Consider the following 15,446-nt stretch of genomic DNA (forward strand, 5'->3'; position numbering starts at 1 on the left):
ACTACTCCATCAACGCAAGCAGGAGCGCCTCGATTGATTCATCATGCGCCCCCGCCGGATACCAAATCGGATAGACATTGCATGCGAGCAGCGCGTCCCGACGAGCGTTTTTCTCCGCGTCGCTGCCTGGTGCAGGCAAGAACGCATAGTGCCGAGCGATGTTGTCGTGCCCATTGGCTTGTACAAATGACTTCATCGCCGTGAGGGTGCGGTCGACCGTCAGACTGCAGCCGATGAACAACAAAGTCTTCGAGCAGATGGCTTCTATTGCTCGTTGTAGCTCATCGCCGTCGCCGTAGTGTTGCTGGTATTCGACGGCGGTCAGAATCCGGCCGCGTGGGCTGGTAGATGTGCCGTGCAACTTGAGCAATATTCTTTTGCCTTCGGACAGCTTTCTTGGAAGCTCTCTAGAGTGCTCCCCTGATAGCACTTCTGAAAATGATTTTTCAGCAGCGTCGTAACAACGTCTAGTGACGTCGTCGAAATTTGTCGTGATTACACAAGAGTCGAAGACATGTGGCAGAAATTGCACGCAACCGGATATTTCGCGCGAACGACCAAATGCATTTTCTACTGCTTCGTTGAAAGCGGGGCCAAGTGCATCAGCCAGCTTCTGGGCCGCCTCTTCATACTTGCCATCACGCAAAATTTGATCGAAGTATTCAGGATTTATAGTTGTCTCACGGACGTGTTGCTTGAGGAAAGCAGTCCATCCGGGATACCCACTCGATACCGACAGGCCTGCACCGACAAATGGCACTACGGCGCCTCGCCCGTAGACCTCTTTCAGCCTGCCAAATCGGTCTTGCAAGCCATACTCATCTAGTATGGCATTTGCCGATTCGATGAGCTCTTCTTTGCGCTCCTGGACCCAATCCAGAAACAGATCGTTGTACGCCTTCGGGTCGAGCAATCCTTCCAGAATCTCATCGGGCGCCCAGTGCTTGTTTCGGATGTGCACTCGCCCTCTATCGACAGAGAGATTTTGCTCCTGCGCAAGCGCGTCAGCGAATATAGGTTTGAGATGCTTCATACGGGCACCTCGATCTCCCCAGAGAGCAGCTTGGGCAACAGTGTGTCGCGTGTCGCACATAGCGAGCCAATCTCATTCTGCCGGTTTCGAATTTCCTGGAAGTGTGGGGCGACGGCCTTTGTGAATCTCCCAATCAGGGTGCGTTCCGCTAGAACAATCGGCAATCCACGGATGGTCTTTGAATTAACTGCATCAGCAATGGAAGAGGTGCTGCCGAGGGTCGAGTAATCAAAGCTCTTCAGGTATAGGTATAGATACTCGGAGGAGACGGCTGCATCACTGGGCAACTTGAAGTGTGCGATGGCTTCATTCGTCACCATCGCCCCCTCCGTGATAGCGACTCGGCCAATGGTCAACTTGAAGCTGAGCAGCACCGTTCGGTCTGGCACAACCCTGACGTTGAAACGCGAGACTGCTTCGGATGTGAGGAACTCCGAAGATTTTTTCTGAAAGACGCCACTTGCACCCATGTCCTTGATGGACACCCAGCGCCAATCTCCATCGCCTTCAGTGAACCATTGCGGTTCCTTGCGCGGTGGGGTTTTGCCAATGCCAACTTCAGACAGAGATTCTGCGGCCTGAATTTCCCACCCCTTCGGAATCTCCCCCAGCGCCGACTCTTGCATCTCATCCGGGAATAGCGCGGCTGTGGCTGCGAGTTGTTCGAATGCTTCGGGCGGCAGCGCGTCCAGCTCTGCCTCGGCTTTGCCGCTGATGGTGCTCATGGCGGTGCGCAGCGGGTCGCGGCCTTCGGCGAGGGCGGCGATCTTGGCTTTGACCGGGTCGAAATCGACAAACCACGATTTGAAGATGGCTTGCGCCATGGCTTCGAGGGTTTGGTTAATGCGGCGGTTGAGGTCGATCTTGTTGTCCAACGAACCAAGAATATCGCCAATTTTCTGTTGGACAGGAAGAGGCGGCAGCCGAAGTTCGAATTTGAAGCAATCTCCAACCCGAATGTGACTAACCACCGATCCGGAACCCTCGTGGCTTCCAAACTGGTGTTGAAGTTGAGGCGACAAGAAGCTGTAGAGTAAAAAACGCTGATCTAGCTTGCTTCGGTCAGCCCGGTACTGCATGAGACGCTGACCAAGAAAGAGCCCTTCTGTATCCGGTACGGCGCCAACTTCGCCGATCGGTGCCTCTCGCGTCAGGATGACATCCCCAGCGCGAACCTCTGCTCGTCGTGTCCACTTTCCAAACGTTTCTTCGTCAACAAACTTGCAATCGGATAGATTAATCCGGCCGTTACGAACATTGGTCGTTCTAATCATCCGAAACGGCGTTGGCTGCTCGGACACCGGTGCGGTCTTGTTGACGCAATCAACGATGAGACTGCAGACGTCTTCAACTTTGATGAGCGGCCACTCAGAGCTCATAACCTAGCCCCACCAAATTCTTCTTGATATCTACTTCCAGCTTGGAACTCTCCGCAAACTGTTCCGCCAACTCGGCCGTCAGCCGCGCCATCTTGTCGGCGAAGGCTTCGCTGTCTTCCTCCCGCTCCTCAGCCCCCACATATCGTCCCGGCGTCAGCACATGCTCGTGCTTGCGGATATCAGCGAGCGAGGCTGAATAGCAAAACCCCGGCATGTCCTCATAGCCTTCGCCGTGTTGCCAGGCGTGAAAGGTGTCGGCCACGCGTCGGATGTCATCCACCGTGAAGTCGCGCAGCACGCGGTCCTTCATGTAGCCCAACTGGCGGGCGTCGATGAACAGGAACTGGCCGCGGCGGTCGCGCTTCTTCTTGTCGAGGTTGAACCCGTTGGCCTTGTCTTTGGTCAGGAACCAGATGCAGGCCGGAATCTGCGTGTTGGTGAACAGCTGGCCGGGCAGGGCCACCATGCACTCCACGTAGTCGCGCTCCACCAGCTGCTTGCGGATCTCGCCTTCGTTGTTGGTGTTGCTGCTCATCGAGCCATTGGCCAGCAACAGGGCCATGCTGCCGGCAGGCGCCAGGTGGTAGAGCATGTGCTGCAGCCACGCGAAGTTGGCGTTGCCTTGCGGGGGCGTGCCGACGATCCAGCGCGGGTCGCTCTCCAGCTTGGCGCTCCACCACTCCTTCATGTTGAAGGGCGGGTTGGCCATCACGTAGTCGGCGCGCAGGTCGGGGTGCAGGTCGTTCAGCAGGGTGTCGCCGGGCTGGCCGCCAAAGTTGAAGTCCAGGCCCCGGATGGCCATGTTCATGGCCGCCAGCTTCCAGGTGGTGGGGTTGCTTTCCTGGCCGTAGACGCTGATCTGGCCGGTCTTGCCTTTGCCCTGTTTTGCCACTTTGCCGCCATGCTCGGCAATGAATTCCTCGCTCTGCACGAAGAAGCCGCCCGAACCCATCGCCGGGTCATACACCCGGCCCTTGAAGGGCTGCAGCATCTCCACGATCAGCGTGACGATGGCCTTGGGCGTGTAGTACTGGCCGCCCTTCTTGCCCTCGGCCAGGGCGAACTGGCCCAGGAAGTACTCGTACACATGGCCGAGGATGTCTTTGCTCTTGAGGTCCAGCCGCTGGCCGTTGTGGACGGGCTGGCTGAAGTGGGTGTCGGAGAAGTGGGCAATCAGGTCGGCCAGCTTGTGGTTGTCGATCTGGGTGCGCGCGAAGTCCCTGTTCAGCACGTTTTTGAGCTTGCCGTTCTCGCGCTCCACGGCCTCCATGGCGTTGTCGATCAGCCAGCCAACGGTGCGCATCTTGTCGGGCACCATGACCAGCTCGCCCGCGTCGTCGCGTTCGTAGCGGCCGTCGCTGTCGCGCTTGGGCACCTGCCAGGGCAGTTCGCTGCCGGGCGGCAGCTGGGCCAGCTCGCGCAGCGTCTGCCAGCGGGCCTCAAAAGGCACCCAGAACACGTTCTTCTCGGTGTAGTAGTCGCGCACCTCCAGTTCGGCGGCGAGGTTGGCCGCGTACTCGGGCGTGCCCGCGCCGCCGTACTCGGCGGGGTCCATGTAGTAGTCGTGCTCGGGGTTCTGGAACTGCGCGCGCAGTTCCTGCCGCCGCTCCTCAAACGCGTCGGAGACGTATTTCAGGAAGATAAGGCCCAGCACCACGTGCTTGTAGACCGAGGCGTCCAGCGCGGAGCGGAGCTTATCGGCGGCCGTCCAGAGCTTGCGTTCGAGGGCGTCAAAAAACTGTTGCTCGGTGAGGTTCATGCGCGTGCCGGAGGGGCGGTTCAAGGGTCAGAGGTAGGCAGGGGCGTCAGGCCAGGGCCGCCTAGTGCAGGCGGCAGTATTGCAAGCCGCCGAACCGCTCCGGCTGGTTCCAGCAGAACTTGCCTTCCTCACCGCGCCGTCTCCTTGCCCAGCAACCCTCGCATGCGCAACCACTCCTCCACCCGCCTCGGCCATGCCGACGCCGTACCCAACGCGTCCCGCATGCCGATGCCGTGCCCGCCCTGCTCGAACACATACAGCTCCGCCGGCACGCCCGAGCGGGTGAGCGCTTGGTAGTACAGGATGCTGTTCTGCACCGGCACGGTCTTGTCGCCCTGCGTGTGCAGCAACAGCGTGGGCGGCGTCGAGGCGGTCACCTGTTGCTCCACGGACGTCAGCGTCAGCAGCGCCGCGCTCGGCGAGTTGCCCAGCAGCGCGCGCCGCGAGCCGGCGTGGGCGGCGGGGTCGGTCATGGTGATGACGGGGTAGACGAGCACGGCGAAGTCGGGCCGGGCGCTCACCGTGTCCAGCGCGGCGCCGGTGCGGCCGTCGGCGTGGTCGAAAAGCGTGCTGGCGCTGGCCGCCAGGTGGCCGCCGGCGGAGCTGCCCATGATGCCGATGCGATTCGGGTCGACACCGAATTCGGCCGCGCGCGAGCGCACCAGGCGCATGGCGCGCAGCACGTCCTGCAGCGGCGCGGGGTGGCCCCATTCCTGCAGGCGGCTTTTCAGGATGAAGGTCGTGATGCCCAGCGTGCTCAGCCAGGCGGCGTATTGCAGCCCCTCGCGGTTCCACGACAGGTAGCTGTAGCCGCCGCCCGGACAGAGGATGACGGCGGTGCCGTTGGGGCGGTCCACGGCGGGCGGCACGACGGTCAGCGTGGGTAGCGACACGTTGGCGATGGCGCCGTTCGCATCCACGCGCTCGGGGCCGAGGTCGCCGCGCGCGGCCGGGACATCGGCGCGCACGGAGGCGGGCACGCCTTCGGGCCAGAGCGGCAGCACGGCGGGGGCGATGGCGGCCGGCGCGAGGGCTGGCAGCAGGCCGGCCAGAGGCAGGAGGCTCATCAAGCGACGAGTGGCGTTCATGACGGCGCAGTGTGCCCGCACGCCGCTGCGTACGATGCGGACCCACTCCACCGCTCAGCAGGTTGATCAACGGCACGGCATGGCAGCGGCGCAGCGGCGCCACCGCCCGCCAAAGCGCAGCGAGCCACAATGGACCGCGATCACCCAGCGATCACGTCGACCGGACGCCCGCCTATGCCGGCGTGATGCGCTGCCACCGGCCGCTCCATCGCATCGACGACGACGGGTGTTTCGAGCGAGCGGCACACCTCACCGGCCCTGGGCACCCGCGCAATGATCGCCAGCTACCGACCGGCTTCTTCAGCAAGCATCTCCATGACCCGCAAATCCCCCCTCTCCCGCCTCCTTCCTTCCCTCCTCGCCAGCGCCATCCTCGCCAGCATGGCCGCAGCCGCCTCTGGCGCGCCGCATGCCAAGCCCAAGCCCCACGCCGCGGCGGCCCGCAAGGCCAAGCCCGCCGCCGCCGAACAGGCGATGACCACCGACGCGAACGGGCAATCCGTCCCGGTGCTTGAGAACAAAGCCTGGGTGCTGATGGACTTCAATACCGGCCAGCTGCTGGCGTCGTCCAACCCGGACGAGCCGCTGCCGCCCGCGTCGCTGACGAAGATGATGACCAGCTACCTGGTCGAGCAGGGCTTGAAGAGCGGCAAGCACAAGCCCGACGAGCCGGTCACCATGAGCGAGAGCGCCTGGTGCCGCGGCGGCAAGGACGGCGACAGCTGCATGTTCGTGCCGCTGAACACGCAAGCCTCGTTGATGGACATGCTGCGCGGCGTCGTCATCGCCAGCGGCAACGACGCCTCCAAGGCGCTGGCCGAACACATCGGCGGCTCGGAGGCCGGGTTCGTCACCCTGATGAATGCCGAGGCCGCCAAGCTCGGCATGACGAAGACGCAGTTCGCCAACGCGGCCGGGCTGCCCGACCCCAACAACAAGGCCTCGGCCAAGGACCTGGCCGTGCTGGCCGCGGCCATCATCCGCAACAGCGCCGAGTACTACCCGATCTACGCCGAGCGCGAGTTCACCTACAACAACATCAAGCAGGGCAACCGCAACGCGCTGCTCTACACGGACCCGACCGTCGACGGGCTCAAGACCGGGCACACGGAGGACGCCGGCTACTGCCTGACCGCTTCGTCCAAGCGCAATGGCATGCGCCTGATCTCGGTCATCATGAACGCGAACAGCAAGCAGGCCCGGGCGGACCAGACCCGCGTGCTGTTCAACTGGGGCTATGCCAACTTCGAGGAAGCGACGCCGGCCCAGCCGGGCGCGACGCTGACGAACGCCCAGGTGCTGTACGGTGTGGCTCCCGAGGTGGCGGCGGGCATTGCCAAGCCGTGGACGATGGTGATCCCGAAGGGGCAGGCCGCCGCGGTCAAGACCGAGGTGACGCTGAACGCGGGCCTGGAGGCGCCGATCGCCAAGGGCGCGGTGATCGGCAAGCTGGTCGCGGTGGCCAATGGCAAGACGCTCGGCGAGGCGCCGGTGGTCGCGCTGGCTGACGTGGAACGCGCGGGCTTCTTCCTTCGCCTCAAGCAGCGCATTGGCGGCTGGTTCTCGAAGTAGCCTGAAACCTGGCGGTCAGTGCCCCGTGGCCGCCCACCAGATGCCGCCCCACAGGTGGTCCAGGTAGCGTGGGTCCTTGTACATCTCGAAGGCGTGCAGCTTGGCGAGCTTCTCGAAGCTCTCGCGCGCCACCGGGATGTACTCATAGTGGTACTTGGTGGGCATTGCCAGCACGAGGACGGCGAACTGGGTGTCGGCCGCGAGGGCTGGCGCGCTGGCGCTGGTCACGGCGGTGACCATGGCGATGGCTTGCAGGGTTTTCTTCATCCTGCTGCGGATTCTTCCAGCAACCAGCCGCCCAGGTGTTGCATCGCGGCCGGCGTGCGCGCCAGGCTGCGGTGGTCGGTGCCGGCGAGCTTGTGCACGGTGACGGCGGCGCCAGCGTGGCGCAAGGCCGCGACGAGCGTGTGCGAATGGGCGTGCGGCACCTGGCTGTCGCGCTCGGCCAGCAGCACGAGCACCGCGCAGTTCAGCGCCCGTGCGGCGGCAACGGAATCGAGCGGCGAGCGCAGCAGCGGCGTCAGCGGCGCGAGCATGGGGTTGCGCCGCAGCACGGCCCGCAGGCTCTTCAGCGGCGTGATGAGGGCGACGCTGGCGGCCGGGCGCCCGGCCGTGGCCAGCCGCGATGCGAGCTGCATGGCCACGCCGGTGCCCAGGCTGCGGCCGGCCAGGTGCAGCGCCTGCGGCGGCAGCGCCAGCCGCGCCAGCCCCCACGCGGCGGCGGCTTCGGCGTCGGCCACGCAGGCGGCCTCGCAGGGCCAGCCGCCGCTGGCGCCGAGGCTGCGGTAGTTGAAGGCCAGCAGCGCGCAGTCGTCGGGCAGCCAGCCGGCGAGGTCGGGCGTCCAGGCGACGTTCTCGTTGCGCCCGCCAAACCACAGCAGCAGGCGGCGCGGGGGCTCGCCACCCACGGGCGTGGTCAGCCAGCCTTGCAGTTGCACGCCGCCCGGGCGCGCCAGCCACACGGCTGCGGTGTGACGGCGCGCTGCGGCTGGGCCCGGGTCGGTGCGGCGGATGACCCAGGTGCGGCCGAACAGCAGCTTGCCCTGCAGCAGGACGAGGGCGGCGGGCAGGGCGGCGAAGGCGAGCAGGGCCCAGGCCCAGGGCGGGAGGAGTTCGGCAGGCAGCGGCATGGCAGCCAGCAGCCTAGGCTGCTGGCGTGACAGCGTCGTGATCCCGTGCCCACCGTTTGCTCGGTGTTGCCAGTCGCGCCGGCCAGCCCGAGGGCCGGCGGCGTACTGCGTTTACCGGGGGCTGGGCTTGACGGACGAACCTGTCGCTCGCCAGGCCAGCAGCGCCAGCATCACCAAGGCCAGGCTGGCCGGCTCGGGCAGGGGCGCGGCGACGCCCTGGCCACCCAGGTAGAAATTGCCGCCACGGTTCCAGTCGTCGAAGGCGGCCTGGGTGTCGAAGCTGAAGGTCAGCGTGATGTCGTAGAGCACCGTGGCGCCAGCGGCGATGGTGCCGAAGTCGAACAGCGGCACTACCCAGTCGGCCTGCGTCGCGATGCCGATGGCCGGAGCGCCCGGCGTCCACGGGTTGCCAATCCAGCTGTCGTTGCCAACATCGCCAAGCTGGATGCTGCCGGTGTGGCCGGTGATGCCCAGCTTGACGCCGCCGCCGCCGAAGGCCTGGTCGGCATTGCTCCACAGCAGCGAGGTGGCCGCGCCGCTGGCGTCGTAGCTCCAGGCCCAGCCCAGGTACATGCCGAGGTGGGCATCCGTGGCGCCGGCGTTCGTGGCGCCCTGGTCGTGAAAGCTGACGGTGCCGGTCCGCGCAACGGCGTCGGAGGCATAGGTCCAGTTGTTGTCGAGCGCGCTCTGCAGTGCGTTGGACTCGACCCAGACAGGCGCCGCGCCGGCGGTGGCGGCCAGGCCCGCTAGCAGCCAGCCGAAGAGGCCATGGCGGAGTCGGGCGGCAAGAGTGGCAGATGGCGTCATGGAGAGAACCTCTTCTGATTTGGGGGGCAGGGCTCACACGCAAGTCGCGCGCCCGTGCCGAAAACGCCTGCATCTACAGCCACTTGCGCTCCGTTGCTTGGCGGGTCGCCAGCCGGGCGTCAATTTTTTCGACAGGCGGTTTACGCGCGGTCATGCATCCGCCACTGCTTTTGCGCACACTCGCGTCATGCCCTACGGCCACACCCTTGGCGCCGAACGATTCCAGTTTGCCGACCTGCGCACCTTGCTCGCCAAGGCCAGCCCGCGCCGCTCGGGCGACGAGCTGGCCGGCGTGGCGGCGGCGAACGCCCGCGAGCGGGTGGCGGCGCAATTGGCGCTGGCCGACCTGCCGCTAACCACGTTCCTGAACGAGGCCGTCGTGCCTTATGAGACGGACGAGGTCACGCGCCTCATCGTCGACACGCATGACGCCACCGCCTTCGCGCCGATCTCGCATCTCACCGTCGGTGGCCTGCGCGATGCGCTGCTGGCCGATGCCGTCGAGCCGGCGCAGATCGCGAGCGGCCTGACGCCCGAGATGGCTGCCGCCGTCAGCAAGCTCTGCCGCGTGCAGGACCTGATGCTGATCGCGCGCCGCTGCGAGGTCGTCACGCAGTTCCGCAGCACGCTCGGCCTGCGCGGCCGCCTGGCCACACGGCTGCAACCCAACCACCCGACCGACGACGAGGCCGGCATCGCCGCCAGCCTGCTCGACGGCCTGCTGATGGGCGCGGGTGACGCCGTCATCGGCATCAACCCGGCCACCGACAACCTGCCCCAGGTGATGCGCCTGCTGCAGATGTTGGACGCCGTCATCACGCGCCACGCGATCCCGACGCAGAGCTGCGTGCTGACGCATGTGACAACGACGTTAGCGGCCATCGAGCGCGGCGCGCCGGTGGACCTGGTGTTCCAGTCCATCGCCGGCACCGAGGGCGCCAACCGCGGCTTCGGCATCACGCTCGATTTGCTGGCCGAAGCGCAGGCGGCGGCGCTGAGCCTGAAGCGCGGCGGCCGCCAGGTCATGTACTTCGAGACCGGCCAGGGCAGCGCGCTGTCCAGCGGCGCCCACCACGGCTGCGACCAGCAGACGCTGGAGTGCCGCGCCTACGCCGTCGCGCGGCGCTTCGAGCCACTGCTGGTCAACAGCGTCGTCGGCTTCATCGGGCCGGAGTATTTGTTCGACGGCAAACAGATCCTGCGCGCGGGCCTTGAGGATCACTGCTGCGGCAAATTGCTGGGGCTGCCGATGGGCGTGGACGTGTGCTTCACCAACCACGCCGAGGCGGACGTGGACGATGTCGACAGCTTGCTGACGCTGCTGGGCGCGGCCGGCTGCAACTACATCATGGGCGTGCCGGGGTCGGACGACATCATGCTGGGCTACCAGAGCACCAGCTTCCACGACGCGCTGGCCATGCGCCGCTTGCTGGGCCTGCGGCCGGCGCCGGAGTTCGAGGCCTGGCTGCAGCGGGTGGGCGTGTTCGAGGCGGGGCCGGAGCTGCGTCTTGCCGAGGGCTTGCCGGCGCGCTTCGCGCACCTGCTGGCGCAGTCATGAAGCCGCCCGTCACCGACCAACCCTGGGCCAGCCTGCGCCGCTACACCGCCGCGCGCATCGGCCTGGGCCGCGCCGGGGTCAGCGTGCCGACGAGCGCCCACCTGGCCTTCCAGCAGGCCCACGCCGAGGCGCGCGATGCGGTGCATGCGCCGCTCGATGTGGGCGCGCTGCTGGCCGGCCTGCGCGCGCTGGGTGAGGCGCCCTTGCAGGTGCAAAGCCAGGCGGTGGACCGCGCCAGCTATCTGCAGCGGCCCGACCTCGGCCGGCGCCTGGCCGCCGCCAGCGTCACCGTGTTGATGGGGTTGAACGCGCCGGCCACTGACCTCGCCTTCATCCTCGCCGACGGTCTCTCCGCGTTGGCGCTGCAGCGCCAGGCGCTGCCGCTGTTCACGGCGCTGCGCGAGCGGCTGCTGCTGGAAGGCGGTTGGACCTGGGCACCGCTCGTTGTCGCTACCCAGGCCCGCGTGGCGCTGGGCGACGAGGCCGGCGCACTGCTGAACGCACGCTGCGTCGTCGTGCTCATCGGCGAGCGCCCGGGCCTGAGCGCGCCGGACAGCCTGGGCGCCTACTTCAGCTGGGCGCCGCGCGTGGGCCTGGCGGATGCCCAGCGCAACTGCATCTCCAACATCCGCCCCGAGGGCTTGGCGCCCGCCGCTGCGGCCGCCAAGCTGCACGCGTTGCTGCGCGAGGCGCGAACCCGCCAGTTGAGCGGTATCGAGCTGAAGGACGAGCAGGATGACCAGGTGCTGTCCGCCTCGCCGGCATCGTTGATGCGGCTGCTGGGCGGATAGGCGCCGCCCCTACAGCTGCTTGGCGAAGAAGCGCACGACGCGTGCGCGCGACTGGTAGGCCTGCTCGGCGTCGGGCGTGAACGCTACCGCAGGCGGCACGCCGGTGCTGAAGTAGCTGCCCTGGTTGGCGAATGGGTCCGCCACGACGATCGGCACCATCAGCCGGTCCCAGCCATGCGTGGCGCCGGGGTAGGCGTTCACGCTGACGATGCCGCCGTTGCCGGCGTTGGCCGACTGCGCCAGCGCTTCACACGGTTGGCTGCTGTTGTCGTAGTCGTCCTTCGTGCCGACCTGGATCAGCACGGGCGCGCCGGTGAGGTTGATCCACTGCACGCCGTATTGCGCGGGGGTGCTGTGCACGGCGGCGAGCAGGGCCGTGTTGTTCCATGCATAGCACACGGGGTAGTGCGCCACGTGGGCCTTGAACTTCAGGCCGCCACCGAACTGGCCCGCGTACAGCCGCTCGGCCGTGCCCAGGCTGACCAGCCCACCCCAGGAAAAGCCGAGCACGCCGACGCGCGTGCCGTCGATACCGCGCTGCTGCGCCAGGAAGGCCAGGGCCGAGAACGCATCGGGGTAGGTCATGACGGGTGCGGCGGGCCTCTGGCCAGCAGCGGTGATGCCGCGCGCCTGCCACATGTCGATCTGCAAGGTGGCGATGCCGGCCGCATTGAGCGCGGCTTCGTAGAAATCGCCACGCGCGTCAACGCCGGACGAGCCGTGCAGGATCAGCACGGCCGGCAGCTTGCGGTGGTCGTGGCCGCCGTGTCTCTCTGAACGCTCGTCATGTCGCGGCACGCTCAGCTTGCCCTGGATCGTCAGCATCGTGCCGGGCGCCGCCAGGTTGGGTGACTGGAAGCTGATGAATGAGACGTCTGTCGGAGGTTCCGCGTCGGGGCCTTTGTCGCCCGACGCCCGCGCCGGCATTGCGGCCAGCCCAGCCACGACGGCCAGTATCGCCAGACATGTCACCTTCAAGCATTGCCAAGCCATGTTCGTCTCCGTGGGGTTTATTTGCGCCGTGCCAACGTACCACTGCGGCGCCAGCTGCGCTTTAGGGGCTTGCCTGTAGCACCTGCGGCCCGTTGTTGAGAAGGCAAGTCGCCGCCCGAGTCTGGCGCCTGCCTCTCGCTCAGTGGGTCGAAGGCGCCGCGTCGCGCTCGGCCGTATCCAGCGCTCGCCGCTCATCCAGCCGCTGCGCCAGGCGCTGCACCTGCTGGATGGACAGCAGGTGGGCATAGGCCCAGCCCAGCCAGCCCTTCGCCGCCAGCTCCTGCAGCGTGGCCGCGTCCAGTGCGCGCAGCTTGGCTTCGTTGATGGTCTTGAAGCCGCGCAGCGAGCTCTTGTTGCCGTCCAGCGTGTACTCGATGACGCCGTCCTGCAGCAGCTCCAGCGCGGCCAGCTGGTTGGCAAAGTCGCGGCTGGCGGCCATCTCGTTGCGAAAGCTCAGCAGGAAGCGCTTGATCTCCTCCAGCCAAGGCGTCTCCTGGCCCTCGGCGTCGAACAGCGCCTCGCCCTGCTCGGTGTTCAGCCCCGCACAGGCGCGGTCCAGGCAGACGGTGAAGGTCGGGTCGCCGGCAGCCTCGGCCAGCACGAAGGGATAGCGGCGGAAGAACGCCGGCAGGTAGGCGCCGCGCGCCCAGGTGCCGTCGGGCTGCACGAACAGGTTCTCGTGGTCGCGCAGGCCCACCAGCGCCGCAATGCTGTGGCCATCGCCCGCCTCGATGAAGACGCAGGGGAAGTCCAGCACAGCAAATGGCAGCTCCGCAGCGGCGATCAGCACCGAGTTGGTCTCGCGTGCAAACCCGAAGGGCTGCGCAGGCGGCGCCAGCTTGAGCTGGCGATGCTGCTCACGGTTCAGCGAGACGAGGTCGTCGTAGATCAGCAGAGTCTTCATCGTGGGAGTTCAGCAAGGAAGGCGGGGCCCGATTCTGCTGAAACCCAGCGCCGCCGCGCGCCGGTGGCTTCCCTTGCTTTAAGGGTGCGGGTGCGCCGCGCCTACCAAGTGGCGGCGTAGGTCAGCATCACGCGCCGGGCCTGCGGGCGCAGCATCAGCTTGCTTTGCGAGCTGAGCTTGTACGACAGCGCGCCGCGCAGCCCGGCCACGCCGTCGCTCTTGGGGCGCTCGAAGCTCATGCGCGAGGCCCAGCCGGTGTCACGCTGCCAGACCGGGGTCTCCACGCCGCCGCTCAGTCGCGTGGTCAGGTCGTAGCTCACGCCGGCCCAAACCGCCTCGCGCACCGCAGCCTGGGGGCCGAGCTGCACGGGGGATCGAACCTGCTGCTCCAGGCCGAGCTGGTAGCGCCAGCGCGAGCGCTCACGCTGCTTGGCCAGCCACTGCGGGTCGCGCCAGTTCAGCTCAGGGTCGCCGGCGGCCATGGCCTGACCCTGGCCGGCCAGCGCAGTGCCGTTGTAGGTGACGGCGTTCTGCGTCTGGGCAAGGGCTGAACCCACCATGCAAAAGCAGAGCAGCGGGGGGAGCAGGCGGGACGTCATGAAGGTCTCCGGACGATAAGGCTTGATGAAGCAAATCATGGGCAAAGCGGGCAGCCTGCGGTGTCGGCCCCTTTCGTCGCCGCGTATCGGACAAGCGGCCGGCAGAGGGGAGTTGCGCTGACACGCGCAGGTGCGGCTGTCCCGCACGGGTCGGTCGGCACCTACAGGCGGACTGCCCCCAGGCCGATCGCCCGGTGCGGCCGCTCGCCGGATAGTGGCTGCAACGCTTTTCGAGGAATCCCCATGAGCTTGCACCCCACCATCTCTTCGTCCAAGGTCGAAGGCACCGCCGTCTACAACCTAGCCGGCGAGAAGCTCGGCACCATCGACGACCTCGTCATCGACAAGCGCAGCGGCCTGGTGCGCCACGCCGCGCTGGCCTTCGGCGGCTTCCTGGGCCTGGGTAGCGACACCTTTCCGCTGCCCTGGAGCATGCTGACCTATGACATCGAGAAGGACGGTTATGTCGTCAACCTCGACATGGAGCAACTCAAGACCGGCCCGCGCTACGCCAAGGACGAGTCGCCCGCCTGGAGCGAGGACTACAGCCGCGGCGTTTATGCCCACTACGGCGCCGCCTGGGGCGTATGAAGCCCCTCGTCCAAGGAGAACCTTGGCCGGTCCCCCGGGGGGACGGCGATGCTTGCTGCGTTGAGCCGCAAGCACATCGCCCAATGCGGCCCGGCTTGGGAGCGGCCCGACGCTCGGTCCGCGAACGAATGCAGCACAGATGAGGATGACCGCCATGAAGCCACGAATCGCCCAGCTGATGACCGGTGCGCTGATCGCCGTTGGCGGCCTGGCGGCCTGCCGCAAGGAAGTGCCGCCACCACCGCTGCCCACGCCCGACAAGGCGCCCAAGCCGACGGTGCAGACCGGCTATGCGCCGGCCAGCACGGTCGCGCTCAGGCTCGGCCGCTGAGCTGCCACGATGGCAGAGCACTCCGCCAGCCCGCGCGCCATCTGGAAGGGCGCCATCTCCTTCGGCCTCGTCCACGTGCCCGTGGCCTTGCACACGGCCACCAGCGAGCAGGAGGTCGACTTCGACTGGCTCGACAAGCGCAGCATGGACCCGGTCGGCTACAAGCGCATCAACAAGCGCACCGGCAAGGAGATCGCCAAGGAACACATCGTCAAGGGCGTGAAGCTCGAAGGCGATGACTACGTCGTGCTGTCCGACGACGAGATCAAGGCCGCCTACCCCAAGCGCACGCAGACCATACAGATCGAGGCCTTCGTGAAGGCGACGGAGGTGTCCTTCGTCTACATCGAGAAGCCCTACTACCTGTCGCCTGATGCCAAGGCGCAGCGCGTCTACGCGCTGCTGCGCGAGGCGCTGGAGGCAGCCGGCGTCATCGGCATCGCCCGCTTCGTGCTGCACAACAAGGAGCACCTCGCGGCCCTCATCCCTGCCGGCCCGGCGCTGATGCTGGGCACGCTGCGCTGGGCCGAGGAGATCCGCTCGCCCGACGCGCTGGACCTGCCCCAGGCCGGCGCCGCCGCCAACGGCCTCAAGCCCGCCGAGCTGAAGATGGCCGGGCAGCTCATCGCGCAGATGACTGCCGCCTGGAAGCCCGAGCAGTTCAAGGACGACTTCACCTCCGCCATCCACGCGCTGGTGGCGGCCAAGGCCAAGGCGGGCAAGAAGTCCACCGTCAAGCCTTTCGAGGACGCGCCCGACGGGGGCCGCAGCGACAACGTCGTCGACCTGACCGAGCTGCTGCGCCAGAGCCTGGGGAGCAAGTCGACAAAGGCCAAGGCGCCGGCGAAGAAGGGGGCTGCGAAGAGTGCGACCCGGAGCACCACTCGCAGCAAGAAGGCTGCGTAGCATGT

General features: G+C 66.6%; 16 protein-coding genes. 6 read left to right on the forward strand and 10 right to left on the reverse strand.

All coding sequences use genetic code 11. From position 1 onward, the window contains the following. Position 1: 1 nt before the first annotated feature. The 4 genes from ABIS05_RS09595 to ABIS05_RS09610 form a co-directional block, all read right to left on the reverse strand. Positions 2–1,033: an SIR2 family protein gene (locus ABIS05_RS09595; RefSeq protein ID WP_348013152.1), complete on the reverse strand. Its 1,032-nt coding sequence runs from the start codon at positions 1,031–1,033 to the stop codon at positions 2–4. Continuing rightward, on the reverse strand, positions 1,030–2,412 hold the full coding sequence (locus ABIS05_RS09600) for a restriction endonuclease subunit S (protein WP_348013153.1): 1,383 nt from the start codon (positions 2,410–2,412) through the stop codon (positions 1,030–1,032). The genes ABIS05_RS09595 and ABIS05_RS09600 overlap by 4 nt, the downstream gene beginning before the upstream one ends. Beyond that, a complete protein-coding gene (locus ABIS05_RS09605; RefSeq protein WP_348013184.1) occupies positions 2,402–4,171 on the reverse strand; it encodes a class I SAM-dependent DNA methyltransferase in 1,770 nt (589 codons plus the stop codon). Before ABIS05_RS09605 ends, ABIS05_RS09600 begins: the two co-directional genes overlap by 11 nt. Before the next feature lie 128 nt (positions 4,172–4,299). Beyond that, entirely contained in the window at positions 4,300–5,238 is a 939-nt protein-coding gene (locus tag ABIS05_RS09610; protein WP_348013154.1) for an alpha/beta hydrolase, read from the reverse strand. 336 nt (positions 5,239–5,574) lie between these two features. On the opposite strand from ABIS05_RS09610, the gene ABIS05_RS09615 reads away from it, so the two are divergent. Then, positions 5,575–6,831 (forward strand): D-alanyl-D-alanine carboxypeptidase family protein, encoded by a 1,257-nt coding sequence (locus ABIS05_RS09615; RefSeq protein ID WP_348013155.1) that lies wholly within the window; start codon positions 5,575–5,577, stop codon positions 6,829–6,831. 15 nt (positions 6,832–6,846) lie between these two features. Here ABIS05_RS09615 and ABIS05_RS09620 read toward each other — a convergent pair whose 3' ends face one another. From ABIS05_RS09620 to ABIS05_RS09630, 3 genes are all read right to left on the reverse strand, one after another. Continuing rightward, positions 6,847–7,098: a hypothetical protein gene (locus ABIS05_RS09620; RefSeq protein WP_348013156.1), complete on the reverse strand. Its 252-nt coding sequence runs from the start codon at positions 7,096–7,098 to the stop codon at positions 6,847–6,849. Further along, positions 7,095–7,961, reverse strand: coding sequence for a hypothetical protein (locus ABIS05_RS09625; protein WP_348013157.1), 867 nt, complete (start codon positions 7,959–7,961; stop codon positions 7,095–7,097). Before ABIS05_RS09625 ends, ABIS05_RS09620 begins: the two co-directional genes overlap by 4 nt. A gap of 111 nt (positions 7,962–8,072) precedes the next feature. After that, entirely contained in the window at positions 8,073–8,768 is a 696-nt protein-coding gene (locus ABIS05_RS09630) for a hypothetical protein (RefSeq protein ID WP_348013158.1), read from the reverse strand. A gap of 187 nt (positions 8,769–8,955) precedes the next feature. Here ABIS05_RS09630 and ABIS05_RS09635 point away from each other — a divergent pair, with 187 nt between their 5' ends. Next, a complete protein-coding gene (locus ABIS05_RS09635) occupies positions 8,956–10,326 on the forward strand; it encodes an ethanolamine ammonia-lyase subunit EutB (RefSeq protein WP_348013159.1) in 1,371 nt (456 codons plus the stop codon). Further along, complete coding sequence (gene eutC, locus ABIS05_RS09640) at positions 10,323–11,117, forward strand: ethanolamine ammonia-lyase subunit EutC (RefSeq protein ID WP_348013160.1); 795 nt, start codon at positions 10,323–10,325, stop codon at positions 11,115–11,117. Before ABIS05_RS09635 ends, eutC begins: the two co-directional genes overlap by 4 nt. 9 nt (positions 11,118–11,126) lie before the next feature. On the opposite strand, the gene ABIS05_RS09645 is transcribed toward eutC, so the two are convergent. The 3 genes from ABIS05_RS09645 to ABIS05_RS09655 all read right to left on the reverse strand — a co-directional run bounded on the left by ABIS05_RS09645 (position 11,127) and on the right by ABIS05_RS09655 (position 13,613). Then, entirely contained in the window at positions 11,127–12,110 is a 984-nt protein-coding gene (locus ABIS05_RS09645) for a dienelactone hydrolase family protein (protein ID WP_348013161.1), read from the reverse strand. Between the two features lie 139 nt (positions 12,111–12,249). After that, the gene (locus tag ABIS05_RS09650) at positions 12,250–13,014 is read right to left on the reverse strand and encodes a SapC family protein (protein WP_348013162.1); all 765 of its coding nucleotides are present in this window, start codon (positions 13,012–13,014) and stop codon (positions 12,250–12,252) included. A 101-nt stretch (positions 13,015–13,115) separates the two neighbouring features. Beyond that, a complete protein-coding gene (locus ABIS05_RS09655) occupies positions 13,116–13,613 on the reverse strand; it encodes a hypothetical protein (RefSeq protein WP_348013163.1) in 498 nt (165 codons plus the stop codon). 243 nt (positions 13,614–13,856) lie between these two features. Between ABIS05_RS09655 and ABIS05_RS09660 the strand changes: the two genes are divergently transcribed. From ABIS05_RS09660 to ABIS05_RS09670, 3 genes are all read left to right on the forward strand, one after another. Next, positions 13,857–14,204, forward strand: a complete 348-nt coding sequence (locus tag ABIS05_RS09660; RefSeq protein ID WP_348013164.1) for a PRC-barrel domain-containing protein — start codon at positions 13,857–13,859, stop codon at positions 14,202–14,204. A gap of 154 nt (positions 14,205–14,358) precedes the next feature. After that, positions 14,359–14,535 (forward strand): hypothetical protein, encoded by a 177-nt coding sequence (locus ABIS05_RS09665; protein ID WP_348013165.1) that lies wholly within the window; start codon positions 14,359–14,361, stop codon positions 14,533–14,535. 9 nt (positions 14,536–14,544) lie between these two features. Continuing rightward, the gene (locus ABIS05_RS09670; protein ID WP_348013166.1) at positions 14,545–15,441 is read left to right on the forward strand and encodes a Ku protein; all 897 of its coding nucleotides are present in this window, start codon (positions 14,545–14,547) and stop codon (positions 15,439–15,441) included. Positions 15,442–15,446: the final 5 nt, after the last annotated feature.

Source organism: Roseateles sp. (genome assembly GCF_039929605.1).
GTDB lineage: Bacteria > Pseudomonadota > Gammaproteobacteria > Burkholderiales > Burkholderiaceae_C > Pelomonas.

What these genes read in the sequence shown, in the direction of transcription:
- ABIS05_RS09600 (WP_348013153.1), bottom strand. Translation starts at nt 2,412, where the DNA reads ATGAGCTCTGAGTGGCCGCTCATCAAAGTTGAAGACGTCTGCAGTCTC.
- ABIS05_RS09625 (WP_348013157.1), bottom strand. Translation starts at nt 7,961, where the DNA reads ATGCCGCTGCCTGCCGAACTCCTCCCGCCCTGGGCCTGGGCCCTGCTC.
- ABIS05_RS09615 (WP_348013155.1), top strand. Translation starts at nt 5,575, where the DNA reads ATGACCCGCAAATCCCCCCTCTCCCGCCTCCTTCCTTCCCTCCTCGCC.
- ABIS05_RS09645 (WP_348013161.1), bottom strand. Translation starts at nt 12,110, where the DNA reads ATGGCTTGGCAATGCTTGAAGGTGACATGTCTGGCGATACTGGCCGTC.
- ABIS05_RS09610 (WP_348013154.1), bottom strand. Translation starts at nt 5,238, where the DNA reads ATGAGCCTCCTGCCTCTGGCCGGCCTGCTGCCAGCCCTCGCGCCGGCC.
- ABIS05_RS09605 (WP_348013184.1), bottom strand. Translation starts at nt 4,171, where the DNA reads ATGAACCTCACCGAGCAACAGTTTTTTGACGCCCTCGAACGCAAGCTC.
- ABIS05_RS09660 (WP_348013164.1), top strand. Translation starts at nt 13,857, where the DNA reads ATGAGCTTGCACCCCACCATCTCTTCGTCCAAGGTCGAAGGCACCGCC.
- ABIS05_RS09595 (WP_348013152.1), bottom strand. Translation starts at nt 1,033, where the DNA reads ATGAAGCATCTCAAACCTATATTCGCTGACGCGCTTGCGCAGGAGCAA.
- ABIS05_RS09635 (WP_348013159.1), top strand. Translation starts at nt 8,956, where the DNA reads ATGCCCTACGGCCACACCCTTGGCGCCGAACGATTCCAGTTTGCCGAC.
- ABIS05_RS09670 (WP_348013166.1), top strand. Translation starts at nt 14,545, where the DNA reads ATGGCAGAGCACTCCGCCAGCCCGCGCGCCATCTGGAAGGGCGCCATC.
- ABIS05_RS09620 (WP_348013156.1), bottom strand. Translation starts at nt 7,098, where the DNA reads ATGAAGAAAACCCTGCAAGCCATCGCCATGGTCACCGCCGTGACCAGC.
- ABIS05_RS09655 (WP_348013163.1), bottom strand. Translation starts at nt 13,613, where the DNA reads ATGACGTCCCGCCTGCTCCCCCCGCTGCTCTGCTTTTGCATGGTGGGT.
- ABIS05_RS09630 (WP_348013158.1), bottom strand. Translation starts at nt 8,768, where the DNA reads ATGACGCCATCTGCCACTCTTGCCGCCCGACTCCGCCATGGCCTCTTC.
- ABIS05_RS09650 (WP_348013162.1), bottom strand. Translation starts at nt 13,014, where the DNA reads ATGAAGACTCTGCTGATCTACGACGACCTCGTCTCGCTGAACCGTGAG.
- ABIS05_RS09665 (WP_348013165.1), top strand. Translation starts at nt 14,359, where the DNA reads ATGAAGCCACGAATCGCCCAGCTGATGACCGGTGCGCTGATCGCCGTT.
- eutC (WP_348013160.1), top strand. Translation starts at nt 10,323, where the DNA reads ATGAAGCCGCCCGTCACCGACCAACCCTGGGCCAGCCTGCGCCGCTAC.